At 63.5% G+C, this 12,111-nt stretch carries 13 protein-coding genes and 1 tRNA gene; 9 read left to right on the top strand and 5 right to left on the bottom strand.

Translation table 11 applies throughout. The annotated features are described in order from the left end of the window. Positions 1-36 precede the first annotated feature (36 nt). The 4 genes from metA (at position 37) to P2G62_RS12390 (ending at position 3,906) form a co-directional block, all read left to right on the top strand. The gene (gene metA, locus P2G62_RS12405; protein ID WP_275735221.1) at positions 37-957 is read left to right on the top strand and encodes a homoserine O-succinyltransferase; all 921 of its coding nucleotides are present in this window, start codon (positions 37-39) and stop codon (positions 955-957) included. A gap of 205 nt (positions 958-1,162) precedes the next feature. Continuing rightward, entirely contained in the window at positions 1,163-2,107 is a 945-nt protein-coding gene (gene ppk2 / locus P2G62_RS12400; protein WP_275735220.1) for a polyphosphate kinase 2, read from the top strand. Next, entirely contained in the window at positions 2,100-2,717 is a 618-nt protein-coding gene (locus tag P2G62_RS12395) for a TetR/AcrR family transcriptional regulator (RefSeq protein WP_275735219.1), read from the top strand. The genes ppk2 and P2G62_RS12395 overlap by 8 nt, the downstream gene beginning before the upstream one ends. Positions 2,718-2,733: 16 nt before the next feature. Next, the gene (locus P2G62_RS12390; RefSeq protein WP_275735218.1) at positions 2,734-3,906 is read left to right on the top strand and encodes a pyridoxal phosphate-dependent aminotransferase; all 1,173 of its coding nucleotides are present in this window, start codon (positions 2,734-2,736) and stop codon (positions 3,904-3,906) included. 51 nt (positions 3,907-3,957) lie between these two features. Here P2G62_RS12390 and P2G62_RS12385 read toward each other — a convergent pair whose 3' ends face one another. Further along, complete coding sequence (locus tag P2G62_RS12385) at positions 3,958-4,587, bottom strand: LysE family transporter (RefSeq protein ID WP_275735217.1); 630 nt, start codon at positions 4,585-4,587, stop codon at positions 3,958-3,960. Then, positions 4,587-5,048, bottom strand: a complete 462-nt coding sequence (locus P2G62_RS12380; RefSeq protein WP_275735216.1) for an Lrp/AsnC family transcriptional regulator — start codon at positions 5,046-5,048, stop codon at positions 4,587-4,589. Before P2G62_RS12380 ends, P2G62_RS12385 begins: the two co-directional genes overlap by 1 nt. Positions 5,049-5,212: 164 nt before the next feature. Between P2G62_RS12380 and P2G62_RS12375 the strand changes: the two genes are divergently transcribed. Beyond that, complete coding sequence (locus P2G62_RS12375) at positions 5,213-6,055, top strand: TPM domain-containing protein (RefSeq protein ID WP_275735215.1); 843 nt, start codon at positions 5,213-5,215, stop codon at positions 6,053-6,055. A 17-nt stretch (positions 6,056-6,072) separates the two neighbouring features. Here P2G62_RS12375 and P2G62_RS12370 read toward each other — a convergent pair whose 3' ends face one another. After that, the gene (locus tag P2G62_RS12370; protein ID WP_275735214.1) at positions 6,073-6,666 is read right to left on the bottom strand and encodes an outer membrane beta-barrel protein; all 594 of its coding nucleotides are present in this window, start codon (positions 6,664-6,666) and stop codon (positions 6,073-6,075) included. A 218-nt stretch (positions 6,667-6,884) separates the two neighbouring features. Between P2G62_RS12370 and P2G62_RS12365 the strand changes: the two genes are divergently transcribed. After that, positions 6,885-7,631: an SDR family NAD(P)-dependent oxidoreductase gene (locus P2G62_RS12365; RefSeq protein WP_275735213.1), complete on the top strand. Its 747-nt coding sequence runs from the start codon at positions 6,885-6,887 to the stop codon at positions 7,629-7,631. Here P2G62_RS12365 and P2G62_RS12360 read toward each other — a convergent pair whose 3' ends face one another. Then, positions 7,632-8,471, bottom strand: coding sequence for a hypothetical protein (locus P2G62_RS12360; protein WP_275735212.1), 840 nt, complete (start codon positions 8,469-8,471; stop codon positions 7,632-7,634). A 224-nt stretch (positions 8,472-8,695) separates the two neighbouring features. Between P2G62_RS12360 and P2G62_RS12355 the strand changes: the two genes are divergently transcribed. Next, positions 8,696-8,785 (top strand) — tRNA-Ser (locus P2G62_RS12355). Between the two features lie 67 nt (positions 8,786-8,852). Then, positions 8,853-10,424 carry a site-specific integrase gene (locus tag P2G62_RS12350; RefSeq protein ID WP_275735211.1) on the top strand — a complete coding sequence of 524 codons (1,572 nt, stop codon included), beginning with the start codon at positions 8,853-8,855 and terminating at the stop codon, positions 10,422-10,424. On the opposite strand, the gene P2G62_RS12345 is transcribed toward P2G62_RS12350, so the two are convergent. Continuing rightward, positions 10,421-10,687, bottom strand: coding sequence for a helix-turn-helix transcriptional regulator (locus tag P2G62_RS12345; RefSeq protein ID WP_275735210.1), 267 nt, complete (start codon positions 10,685-10,687; stop codon positions 10,421-10,423). The genes P2G62_RS12350 and P2G62_RS12345 overlap by 4 nt on opposite strands. 123 nt (positions 10,688-10,810) lie before the next feature. Between P2G62_RS12345 and P2G62_RS12340 the strand changes: the two genes are divergently transcribed. Continuing rightward, on the top strand, positions 10,811-11,827 hold the full coding sequence (locus tag P2G62_RS12340; protein WP_275735209.1) for a hypothetical protein: 1,017 nt from the start codon (positions 10,811-10,813) through the stop codon (positions 11,825-11,827). Positions 11,828-12,111: the final 284 nt, after the last annotated feature.

Raw genomic sequence — 12,111 nt, 5'->3', positions numbered from 1 at the left:
CAAAACCGGCCAGACACCGCCACAAGGACGAACGCAATGCCCATCACCCTGCCTGAATCCCTGCCCGCCTTTGACATCCTGTCGAAGGAAGGCGTGATGGTGATGACGCCCGAACGCGCGGCGCGGCAGGAAATCCGGCCGCTTCGCATCGGCCTGCTGAACCTGATGCCGAAGAAGATCCAGACCGAGAACCAGTTCGCCCGGCTGATCGGCGCAACCCCGATCCAGATCGACTTTCAGCTGATCCGCATGACCGAGCATCAGACCAAGAACACCGCCGCCGAGCATATGGAAACCTTCTATCGCCCCTTCGCCGAGGTCGAGGCCTCGGGCGAGAAATTCGACGGGCTGATCATCACCGGTGCGCCGATCGAACACCTGCCCTTCGACGAGGTCACCTATTGGGACGAGATGACGCGCGTGTTCGACTGGACGCAAAGCCATGTGTTCTCGACCTTCGGGGTATGCTGGGGCGGCATGGCGATGGCCTATTACTTCCACGGCGTGAACAAGCACATGCTGGACCACAAGGCCTTCGGCTGTTTCCGGCACCGCAATCTGGCGCCTGCCTCGCCCTATCTGCGCGGGTTTTCCGACGATCTGCTGATCCCGGTCAGCCGCTGGACCGAAATGCGCCAGCCGGAACTGGACGCGGCGGGGCTGACCACGCTGCTGGCCTCGGATGACACCGGCCCCTGCCTGGTCGAGGATGCCTGTCACCGCGCGCTCTATGTCTTCAACCATTTCGAATATGACAGCACCACGCTGAAGGAAGAATACGATCGCGACGTGGCCGTCGGCAAAGCGATCAATGTGCCGGCGAATTACTACCCCGACGACGACCCGCGCCGGACGCCCTCGAACCGCTGGCGCAGCCACGCGCATCTGCTTTATGGCAACTGGATCAACGCGATCTATCAGGACACGCCCTACGATCTGGCCGAAATCGGCCGCTGAGCGCGGGTGCCGCAGCCGGGGGCGCCCCACCCCCGGACCCCCGGGAGTATTTGGACCAAGAAGAAGAGGCCCGATTTCTTCTTGGCGAAAATACTCCGGGGGAAGGGCCCGGCACGGGCCCGCGGGGGCAGCGCCCCCGACCCCGCTTGCAGCGCCGCGCGCCGCGCCTATAGTGAAGCCCATTCACATCGCAACGGGGGCCGCCATGGGCAAGAACAAGGACAAGGCAAAAGACAAGGACGCACCCGAAACGGCAGAGCCCGCGCCGCAGGCGCTGGTGGCCGATATCCCGTTCGTGGGCGACATCACCCGGTTTCTGAACGAAGAAGCCCCGTCCGCGTTGCGCGACGCGATCCTGACCGCCAAGAAAGATGAAATCCTTTCGAAGTCATATCCTTACCGCGATGAGATGAAGAAAAAGGACTACGAGGCGCAGATGGATGCGCTGCAGATCGAACTGGTCAAGATGCTGTGGGATCTGAAAGCCACTGGCAAGCGGTTGGCGGTGATCTTCGAAGGGCGCGATGCCGCCGGCAAGGGTGGCACCATCGCGCGGATGCAGGAAAACCTGAACCCGCGCTCGGCCTATGTCGTGGCGCTGCCCAAGCCGACCGAACGCGAGGCGACGCAGTGGTATTTCCAGCGCTATGTCGACTGGCTGCCTGCGGCGGGGGAAATCGCGCTGTTTGACCGCAGCTGGTACAACCGCGGCGTGGTCGAACATGTCTTCGGGTTTTGCACCCCCGAACAGCGGGCCCATTTCTTTGCCCAACTGCCGGATTTCGAAAAGATGCTGGTCGAGGAAGGCATCATTCTGGTCAAGCTGTGGCTCTCGGTCGACCGGGCCGAGCAATTGAAGCGGTTCCTCGACCGCGAACATGACCCGCTCAAACAGTGGAAGCTCAGCTGGATCGACGTCGAGGGGCTGAAGAAATGGGACGCCTATTCCGAGGCGATCCGCGAAACGCTGAAACGCTCGGACACTGACCATGCGCCGTGGACGGTGATCCGCTCGGACGACAAGATGCGCGCGCGGATCGCCGCGATCCAGACTGTGCTGAACGCCGTGGACTACGCAAAGAAAGACGCGAAAGCCATTGGCAAGATTGACAACAAAATCTGCGGCGGGCGCAGCATCCTGGATGAGTAAGCAAGGCTATCATCACGGCAACCTGCGTCAGGCGCTGGTCGAGGCGGCGCTGCGGCTGATCGCGGCGCAGGGGCCCACGGGCTTTACCCTGTCCGAGGCGGCCAAGGATGCCGGGGTGACGCCCGCCGCCGTCTACCGCCATTTCGCGGGCCGCGAAGATCTGATTGCGGAATGCGCGCGGCAGGGCTTCGGGATCTTTGCCGATCTGCTGGAACATGCCTGGAACGGTGGCGCGCCTTCGGCGCTGGCCGCCTTCGGTGCGGTGGGGCGGGCCTATCTGGCCTTTGCGCGCCGGTTTCCGGGGCATTACATGGCGATGTTCGAAAGCGGCATCGCCGCCTCGCGCAGCCCCGATCTGGCCGATGCGGCGGCGCGCGCCGAAAGCGCGATGCTGCGCGCGACCGAGGCGCTGACGCGGCATCTGCCCGAAAACCGCCGCCCACCCGCCGCGATGGTGCATGCCCATATCTGGGCGATGAGCCATGGCGTCGTCGAACTTTACGCGCGCGCGGCCCCGGGATCGCGCGCGCCCTACGCGCCCGAGGATCTGCTGGAAAGCGGCATCGGGATTTACCTGCGCGGCCTTGGGATTTTGCCCGCGGACCGCTGACATACTGGAGAGACGAATGGAACTGGCAGCGCGCGTGGCGCATATGCGGGGCGATGCGGGAAATGGCTGGGGCATCCTGTTCCGCGCCCGCGAGATGATCGCGGCAGGCGAAAGCGTGGTGATGCTGTCGATCGGCGAGCCGGACGTGAAAACCGACCCGGCAATCCTGACGGCGATGGCGCAATCGGCGGCCAATGGCCACACCGGATATCCCGACATTGCCGGCACCATGGCACTGCGCGCGCAAATCGCGGCGCGGGTGCAGGCGCGCAGTGGCGTGCCGACCCGCCCCGAGAATGTACTTGTCACCCCCGGCGGGCAATCGGCGCTGTTCTCGGCGCATAGCGTGCTTTTGGACCCCGGTCAGGCGGGGCTGTTCGTAGCGCCCTATTACGCCACCTACCCCGGCACGATCCGGTCGACCGGCGCCGAGGCCCGGGTGATCGAGGCGCGCGCCGAAGCCGGGTTCCAGCCGGCCGAGGCCGATATTCTGGCGGCAAGCGCGGGGGCCCGCACGCTGCTGATCAACTCGCCCAACAACCCGACCGGCGTGATCTATTCCGACGCCACGCTGCGGGGCATCGCGCGCGCCTGTCAGGCGGCCGATCTGTGGCTGATCTCGGACGAGGTCTATGACACGCAGGTCTGGCAGGGCCAGTTCCAAAGCCCGCGCGCCCTGCCCGGCATGGCCGAGCGCACCGTGGTGCTGGGCTCGCTGTCGAAAAGCCATGCGATGACGGGATCGCGGATCGGCTGGATGGTCGCGCCCGAGCCGGTGATCGCCGCCGCGCTGGAACTGGCGATCAACACCACCTATGGCGTGCCCGGCTTCATCCAGGACGCGGCCCTGTTCGCGTTGCGTCAGGGCACGGCCTTCGAGGCGGCGGTGGCCGCCCCCTTCCACCGGCGGCGCGACATTGCCAAGGCGGTGCTGTCCGGGTCGCAGGCGCTGCGGCTGATCCCGCCGGCGGGCGCGATGTATGTGATGGCCGACATCCGGCCCACCGGCCTGTCGGGCGATGCCTTCGCCGCGCGGCTGCTGGAAGAGCACAAGATCTGCGTGATGCCGGGCGAAAGTTTCGGCGCGGCCGCGGCCGGGCATATCCGCATCGCCCTGACCCAGGCTGACGCGGTGCTGGAAGACGCGCTGCGTGTCTTGCGCGGCTTTGCCGAGGCGCAGATGCCCTGAGACGCACCGGGGACGGAGGCGCCATCGCGGCCCCTCCGCCCGCCTGGGGTTTCACGCCGGGAACAGACCGGCAGCCCCGGACCACAGCGCCCAGATCCCGAAGCCCGCCATCATCAGGCTGGAGATCCGCGCCGTCCAGGCGGCAAAGCCTTCGGGCAGGCGGTGGTGCAACAGGGCAACCGTTCCCGACAGGGCCATCCACCACAGCATCGACCCCGCGAAGACCCCGCCAACCACGGTGGCGGCGGCCCCGAACGAAGCGGTTTTCGCAAGACCAAGCCCCGCAAAGATCGCCGCGAAGCTGAGGATCGTGGCCGGATTGGTCAGCGTCAGCGCGAAGGTGGTGGCGGTGGTGGCCCAAAGCCCGCGACTGTCCGGCGCGCTGGCGGCACGCACGGGGCTTGCCCCGCGCGGCCATCCCTTCCACGCCAGCCAAAGCAGGAAAAGCCCGCCCACAAGCCCGAGGGGGGCCGAAACCACCTGCAAGACGGCCGCGAAGGTGGCAAAGCCCGCCGCCGCCGCGCTGGCATAGGCGGCATCGGCCAGCGCGGTGCCCAGCCCCCCGGCCACCCCGGCGGCAAATCCGCGATTGAGCGTGCGCTGAATACACAGCGCCCCGATCGGCCCCAAGGGGGCCGCGATGGCCAGCCCCATCATCAGTGATTTCAAGAACAGCATCATCAGCCCTCGACGTTGCCACGAAACAGGAACGGCGGTTCGACCACGGTCGACAGCGCCAGCATGGTTTCCGAGCGTGCAATCCACTGCCCGCCCTTCAGATCCGTCAGGAATTCCTCGACCCCCTGTAGCGAGGCCGCGCGGATCTGAACCAGATAGGACCAGCCGCCAGTGACATGATGGCAGGCGGTGACGCGCGGCGTCCCGACCATGGCATGGCGAAAGGCGGTTTCGTCCACCCCGGCGGCCAGGGCCACCCAGATGAAGGCGGTGACGGGCAGGCCTGCGGCCTCGGGGGCGATATCGGCCATGATCCGGCGGATCGTGCCGCGCTCGGTCAGGCGGCGAATGCGTTCGTTGACCGCCGAGGTCGACAGCCCCACCTGTTCGCCGATCCGGGCCAGCGACTGGCGCGCGTCCGCTGCCAGCAAGGCGCATATTTTACGGTCTAGATCATCATCCACAGGAAAACCCCAAGCAATAATTCGATTCGTCAGTAAAATATAACTCCCACATCGGATTTCAAAGAAATATATGCGGCACACAACTGGATCGGCCGCAAAATTTGACCTTTCGCACCATTGCACCGATGATGACGGGCCTGTGACCCGAACGGTGGAGAGCCTGAATGCGCGTCGTGATCGGATGGATGCTGGGGGTGTGGCTGGCGCTGTGCGGCCCTGTGGGGGCCGAGCCCTACCCGCCCTATCATAGCCTTGCTGTGAATGATGAGGCCGATCTTCTGCCCGCCGATGCCGAAGCACGGATCGCGGCGCGGCTGGATACGCTGCGCGAGGCCAGCGGGATCGAGGTCACGGTGCTCACCCTGCCCACACGCGCCAGCTATGACCCGGCCGACTCGCTCGAGGCTTTCGCGACGCGGGTGTTCAACGGCTGGGGGATTGGCGACGCCACCCGCAACGACGGAATCCTGATCCTGGTGCTGGCCGAGGATCGTGAAATGCGGATCGAACTGGGCGCGGGTTACAACCCGGAATACGACATCCCCGCGCAGGACATCGTCAATCGGGTGATGCTGCCCGCATTTCGGGACGGGCGGATGGCCGAGGGGATCGAAACCGGCACCGAGGCGGTAATCACGCAGATCGTGGAACGCCACATCGAAGGGCTGTCCCCGCCGCCTGCGCAAAATCGCGACTGGATCGGCAAGGTTCTGGCAATCGGGGTGGTGCTGGCCTTCGCCGTTTCTGTCCTGCGAACACAGATCTGGAAACTGATCGGGCGCGTGAAACGCTGTCCGAATTGCGGCGCGGTCGGGCTGAACCGGGAACGGGTGATCGACACTCCTGCGACCCGGGACCACACCGGCAGCGGGCATACCGAAGAACGCTGCCGAAACTGCGACTGGAGCCGCCGCACCCCCTTCACCGTCTCACGCAAGACACGCAATTCGGGCGGGTCTTTCGGTGGCGGGCGATCCTCGGGCGGTGGTGCGAGCGGGCGCTGGTAGCGCCCGCTCGTCTTGGATCAGAAGCGGAACGAGGCTTTCAGACCAACGGTGGTCATATCGCCGTCCACACCGGTGCCGTCGAAATCGTCGGCCTTGTGATACAGCACCTCGCCACCGAGCATCCAGTTGTCGTTCATCGCCCAAGCGGCACCGATACCGCCAAAGCCGATGTTGTCGGAGAAATCGGTCGCACCGACCGCGACGTTCAGACGCTCGATCCCGGCGGTCCCGTAAAGCAGCCAGTCGCCCATATCGGCACCGGCCAGCAGTTTCAACTGGGTCATCGAGTCGATCTTGCCAAACCCGTCAGAGTCGCTGATGTCGGCCGCGGAATAGGCCAGTTCACCGCCCAGCACGAATTTGCCGAAGTCATACATATAACCTGCGTGGACACCGCCAAAGGCGCCATCGGCGCTGAAGTCGATGTTATCGCCCGAAGCATCGCCGTAGCCCAGCTGGACACCGCCATAGAACCCGGTCCAGTCACGCCCCGCAACCGGCATCACCACCGGCGCCACTTCCGGCTCCACGACGGGTGCCACATAGCCCCCGGCAAAAGCAGCAGGTGCGGCAAGAACGCTGGCGGCCACAAAAGATACAATACGTTTCATGGATCCCTCCTTTTTGTCTCCATCACCGTGTGAGGCCGAAACAAAAAGCACAGCCCCCACATCTGGAGCAACTCTATTATAGACCTTCCGTTCCAAGGTTTCGAGGGGGTGCGGCAAGATTGCGCCGAAGGCCGCCCGGCGGACGCAGAAGGCCGGACTGGACAGGGCGCATCGCCCCCGGCATAACTGAACATGTGTTCAGTTATCGGGAGGACAGAATGGAACTGCAGCAACTCAGGGCGATTGTCACCGGAGGGGCCTCGGGTCTGGGGGCGGCAACCGCGCAGTACCTTGCCGCGCAGGGCGCGCAGGTCACCCTGTTTGACCGCGACACGGCGCGCGGCACCGCGCTGGCGGCCGAGATCGGCGGACAGTTCGCTCAGGTGGATGTGACCAGCGAAGCCAGCGTGGCGGCCGGAATCGCGCAGGCCAAGGCCGCGATGGGCGGCATTGATGCGCTGATCAACTGCGCGGGCATCGCCACGGGCGAGCGTGTGGTGGGCCGCGACGGGCCGCATCGGCTGGACAGTTTCTCCCGCACCATCGAGATCAACCTGATCGGCAGTTTCAACGTGCTGCGGCTGGCAGCCGCCGAGATGGCGCAAAACCCGGGGCCCGAGCGCGGCGTGATCGTCAACACCGCCTCGATCGCGGCCTTCGACGGGCAGAAGGGACAAGCCGCCTATGCCGCTTCGAAAGGCGGGATCGCGGGGATGACGCTGCCGCTGGCGCGCGATCTGGCGACCCAGGGCATCCGGGTCTGCGCGATCGCGCCGGGGATCTTCGCCACGCCGATGATGAAAGGCCTGCCCGCCGAGGTGCAAGACAGCCTTGCAGCCGAGGTCACCTTCCCCAAACGCCTGGGCGATCCGGCGGAATATGCCCGGCTGGCCGGGTTCATCATTTCCTGCGGTTATCTGAATGGCGAGGTGATCCGCCTCGACGGTGCGCTCCGGATGCGCTGATTACAGCTCCATCCCCGCCATCCGCCGCGCCAGGGCCGCCCCCAGTGCGGCGGAACTGGTTTCATAGATCACGTCAAAGGCCGCGAACTGCGCCTGCATCAGCGCCCGCCCGGCGGGCGAGTCGCTGAATTCGGCGCAGTCGTGCAACTCGTCCAGGCTGAGCGGGGCATAGGCCATGAACAGATAGCCTTCGAGCCAGCCGGTCACATCGGCCCGGATGTCGGGCTCTTGCGCAGCCACCTCGGCCAGCATGTCGGTCTCGGTCACCTCGTAGGGAAAGGCCTGCCCGGCCGCCATCGCACGATAAAAGGCCAGATTGGCATTCAGCCCGCCAATCACGTTCGGCTCGATCAGATCGGCGGCCTCGATCACCGCGCGCACCGCCTTTAGCCGCGCATCCCCCGCCGCATCCGCGCGTTCAGCCGCAATCAGCGCCGCCTCCTCGACATCCGGGTCCAGTAATGCCCGGCGCGCGCTGACTTCCAGCGTGACGACCCGATGCCCAAGATCCGAGGTCAGCCAGTCCTCGATAGCCCTTTGATCGGCCCCCTCCAGCGCGGCGGCAAAGGCCGCCTCATAGGGCGGGCGCAGCCGGTCGGGCGCATGGATCTCGGCCACCTCGGCGCGCCAGGCGGGATCGGCGGGCTGCCCCAGCATTTCCTCGGACAGATCAGCGCCGTAATCCACACCCTCCTGCTGCAGGATCTCGAAGATCGGGCCGGTCTGCAAAAGGTCCGAAATCCGCGCCGGGTCGGCCTGCGCAGGCCCGGCCCCCAGCCCGCCCAGCACCAGCGCCGCGCAGAGCCCCTGCCCCCAGGCGATAAAGAATCGACGGATCATCGGCGGCCACTCCCAAACTGCCCCCACATGGCTACTCTGCCCCGCCCGATCTGCCAAGCGCCCACCGCCGCCACCCGCGCAAACCCCCTGCATTCCGGCGCCAAATCGCCAGCCCCGCAGGCGCCCTGCCACGTCCCGCGACAGTTTTGAAAAAATCCTGCAAAAAGCGGTTGCAACCCCCCGTGCGGCACGATAAATCCCCGCCTCACGAAGACCCCTGACGCGGAGAGGTGGCAGAGTGGTCGAATGCGGCGGTCTCGAAAACCGTTGTCGGTTTGCGCCGACCCAGGGTTCGAATCCCTGTCTCTCCGCCATATCACTCTAAATCAATGACTTAAGAGTTGGACAGGCCAGTGCGACACCAAGTGGAGCACAAGGCCCATGAAACTGTCCGCCTACCTGTCACCCTCTCGGCATGGCGTCTATTACTTCCGCTGGCCGCTTCCCCGGTCTGAACAACGCCAGCGCAGCACCATTCGGGTTTCCCTGCGCACCAAGTGCCCGGATAGGGCTGGCGATCTGGCCCGTTATCTTGCATCCTGTGGGCGATTGGTCCGGGAAAACAAGGCTTTGGCAAGGCTCAGACAAGACGAGATGCGCGAGATGGTGCGAAGCTACTTCGCGGCTTCGCTGGATCGGTATGTGGAGCGGTTGAACGATACCGGGTTGCCAGATCGGTCCCTTGACCTGTTGCGCCAAGAACTCGCTGCCCATGAGGACGCCACAGAGGGCCACGACGATCTGTCGGACTTGTTTCTAGACCCTGACGCCCTCCGCGCCTCAGCGGGCCTTACAGACGCTCAATGGGCCGAAAACGCCCCCTCCCTGCGCCGCGAGATGCGCAAGGCCCGCCGCGACCAGATCAGGGCCATTCTGAGCGCCGCTGAGGGCCTTGATGGCTATTCCTTCACCAAACCCGCCCCGACAGTACCAGAGCCACCACAGGCCCGCTCCGTGGCTCTGGGCGCGGCAATTGAGGATTTCATGGCCGAGCATTCGCCGCAATGGTCGCCAGAGATGCAGAACAAGGCCCGCGCCTACCTCGCGCTGCTGGTGGAACATTTCGGGCAGGATCGGGCCTTGGCCGCAATCACCCGCCAAGACGCCGCCGAGATGAAGAAACTGGTGCAGTCCCTTCCTGCGAACCGCAACACCAGATCTGAAACCCGCGACCTGACCTTGCAGGACGCGATAGCCTTTCCGGGCCTCAAGAAGATCAGCGCCAAGACCGTCAACAGCTACATCGACACCTTCCGCCGCTTCTGGGATTGGGCCGAACGTCATGGCCATGCGCCCGCGAAGCTGTTCGACGGGATGAAGGTTGCCAAAGCCAAACATGCCGATGAAGGCCGCAAAGCCTATACGCCAGAGCAGACGCGCAAACTACATGCCGCGTTGACGGGTAACGCTTCCGGGCTGGTGAAGAAGGACGACTACAAGTGGGGTGCGCTTCTGGGCCTCTACACGGGCGCAAGACTGCGCGAGATTGCCCAGCTTGACGTTGCCGACATTCGGCAAGAGGGCGATATCTGGTATCTCGATATCAATAGTGACGGGCCAAACAAGAGCCTCAAGACCCCTGCCGCCAAGCGCCGCGTGCCTGTTCACTCGGACATGATCCGGCTGGGCTTTCTCGATTGGGTCGCGGCCAAGCCCAAGGGGCAACGCCTGTTTCTGTCCTTCACCTACAACGCGAAAGAAGGCTATGGCCGCAATCTGGGCCGCTGGTTCAACACCGTGTTCCTGCAGGGTCTGGGCATGAAGGAAAGCGGGCTGGTGTTCCACAGCCTGCGACACACGATGGTCACGCGGCTTGCACAGGCGGGTGTGCCCGAGCCACTGTTTCAGGAAATCGTGGGCCATGAACGCCAAGGCGTGGCGCAACAGGTCTATTTCAAGGAGGGACACACGCTGACACAGAAGCGGGAAGCTATTGAGAAATTTGAGATTTAGGGCGCTACTAGGTTGTCGGGGATGCCGTCGGCAATCGCGGCAACAGTCTGGTGCGCGGCTTCAATGTCGCCGCAGGCAACCATCCACATGACGAACTCGATCAGGTCTAGCCTGCGTTCTTGCGTCTCTACCTTGGCAACAAAGGACTGGGGCTTGTCCAGCCTCTCGGCCAAGTCAGCTTGCGTCAGGCCAGCATCAAGGCGCACCTGCCTGAGCCGCTGGCACAGGTAAACGTGTTCAGGTGTGCGAAGTGTCTTGCTCAAGTGACTGCCTGTTGATCGGACGCAGGCAGTCGGGTAATCCCAAGTCAGGATAATACCATTTTAGGATAATCGTGTGCAGAAGTGGGGCCTGCAACCTTGCAACCTGAAAAGTCGGGATTTGATATGAAGACGGTTTACAAAGTGGCCGTTGCCGCCACTGCGCTTGTGCTGGCTGGTGTCGCCACAAGCAGACTGATTAACGATGGGGGCATTCAGGCCGTCATGAAGGACGAAGTGCCTGCGCTACTCGATGAATGGGGCTGGGTGAACGGAAGCAGCTTTGCTCGCTATGCAGCGTATATTCCAGCCAGCTTGGCTGTCATCGGCGGACTTCGCGCCGGTGATGCCGACTATGATAGAGCAGAACACAGGGACGCACTGACAAACGGGATACCATTGCATCTTCACCGCAACATCATGCGCCACGACAACTTAGCTGCCGCACAACGCGCCAGAAGCCGTCAGTTGCAGCGTTTGGCCGCCCAGGACACCGAACAACGTTTCTTCGACATGTTCCCCTTTTGGTATGCAAGTCAGACCGCTTGTTTGGACACTGATGCCCAGCTTGCATTGATCCGAAGCCTCGCACCTTCCATCGCCACGCAGATCGAAACCACGAATACTGACTTTGCAGCACTAGCCACAAAAGAGGCTGAGGGTACGCTTACCGTCGCTGAGCGCGAAACGTATCTGGCCAATCCTCGTCGTGTGCCTCATTTGATCCAGACTGGATCAGAATGGCACCAATGGACTGAAGTTGATCCGAGCGACCCACTCGCTCTGCATCAAAGCGATGGTCCACTTGTCCGCGAATGCCCCGATGAAGATCACTCATATGGCGGGCACATTAAATCGTGTTTTGGCTATGTAAACATAGATTTGCACGGATATGCAGGCCGATCCGCAGGCATGGGACACCTACCACCAACACGCCTCGGACTTGAAACCTATCGAGAGTTGGAGCGTACTGGCGCACCTGCCAGTTTTGTCTATGAGATGATGCTGCAAGTGGCCGCTCAGGTGGAACTCAGACAACAAGCCGCAGAGATTGTAGCCAGCCTGCCTGCCCAGCAAGTCTCCGCTGCGTCGGTAGAGTGGCGCGTTCGGGCTGAGTATGAAAGGCTTCGATGCTCACAATAAGATTTCACGGCGCATTTTTCCGAGCGACCATCTCTACATAGGCGCAGCACAGGTTTCCCCCATGCCCCCGCCCAACTGCCACATACGCCCCGGATTGGCAGCAAGGCTTAACTCATTATATCTATCTGTTTTCATTCGACAATCTGACTTCCTCCCATATAGATGACCTGCCCCCCTTGGGTCCCTCGTTCATAACGAGAGTCTGCAGGTTTGAGATTGGTAGTCGGATCGGTTGTTGTGGGCAAGCGCGCCGGGCGCGGAGCCCTCAAATTGCTCAAGCGTCC

Origin of the sequence: Paenirhodobacter sp. CAU 1674 (assembly GCF_029222945.1) — a bacterium.
In the GTDB taxonomy this organism is placed as follows: Bacteria; Pseudomonadota; Alphaproteobacteria; order Rhodobacterales; family Rhodobacteraceae; genus Rhodobacter.
The sequence above is the reverse complement of the archived record's forward strand: the minus strand, read 5'-3'. Positions and strand labels throughout refer to the sequence as shown.

What these genes read in the sequence shown, in the direction of transcription:
- P2G62_RS12390 (WP_275735218.1), top strand. Translation starts at nt 2,734, where the DNA reads ATGGAACTGGCAGCGCGCGTGGCGCATATGCGGGGCGATGCGGGAAAT.
- P2G62_RS12360 (WP_275735212.1), bottom strand. Translation starts at nt 8,471, where the DNA reads ATGATCCGTCGATTCTTTATCGCCTGGGGGCAGGGGCTCTGCGCGGCG.
- P2G62_RS12365 (WP_275735213.1), top strand. Translation starts at nt 6,885, where the DNA reads ATGGAACTGCAGCAACTCAGGGCGATTGTCACCGGAGGGGCCTCGGGT.
- P2G62_RS12370 (WP_275735214.1), bottom strand. Translation starts at nt 6,666, where the DNA reads ATGAAACGTATTGTATCTTTTGTGGCCGCCAGCGTTCTTGCCGCACCT.
- ppk2 (WP_275735220.1), top strand. Translation starts at nt 1,163, where the DNA reads ATGGGCAAGAACAAGGACAAGGCAAAAGACAAGGACGCACCCGAAACG.
- P2G62_RS12395 (WP_275735219.1), top strand. Translation starts at nt 2,100, where the DNA reads ATGAGTAAGCAAGGCTATCATCACGGCAACCTGCGTCAGGCGCTGGTC.
- P2G62_RS12350 (WP_275735211.1), top strand. Translation starts at nt 8,853, where the DNA reads ATGAAACTGTCCGCCTACCTGTCACCCTCTCGGCATGGCGTCTATTAC.
- metA (WP_275735221.1), top strand. Translation starts at nt 37, where the DNA reads ATGCCCATCACCCTGCCTGAATCCCTGCCCGCCTTTGACATCCTGTCG.
- P2G62_RS12340 (WP_275735209.1), top strand. Translation starts at nt 10,811, where the DNA reads ATGAAGACGGTTTACAAAGTGGCCGTTGCCGCCACTGCGCTTGTGCTG.
- P2G62_RS12375 (WP_275735215.1), top strand. Translation starts at nt 5,213, where the DNA reads ATGCGCGTCGTGATCGGATGGATGCTGGGGGTGTGGCTGGCGCTGTGC.
- P2G62_RS12385 (WP_275735217.1), bottom strand. Translation starts at nt 4,587, where the DNA reads ATGATGCTGTTCTTGAAATCACTGATGATGGGGCTGGCCATCGCGGCC.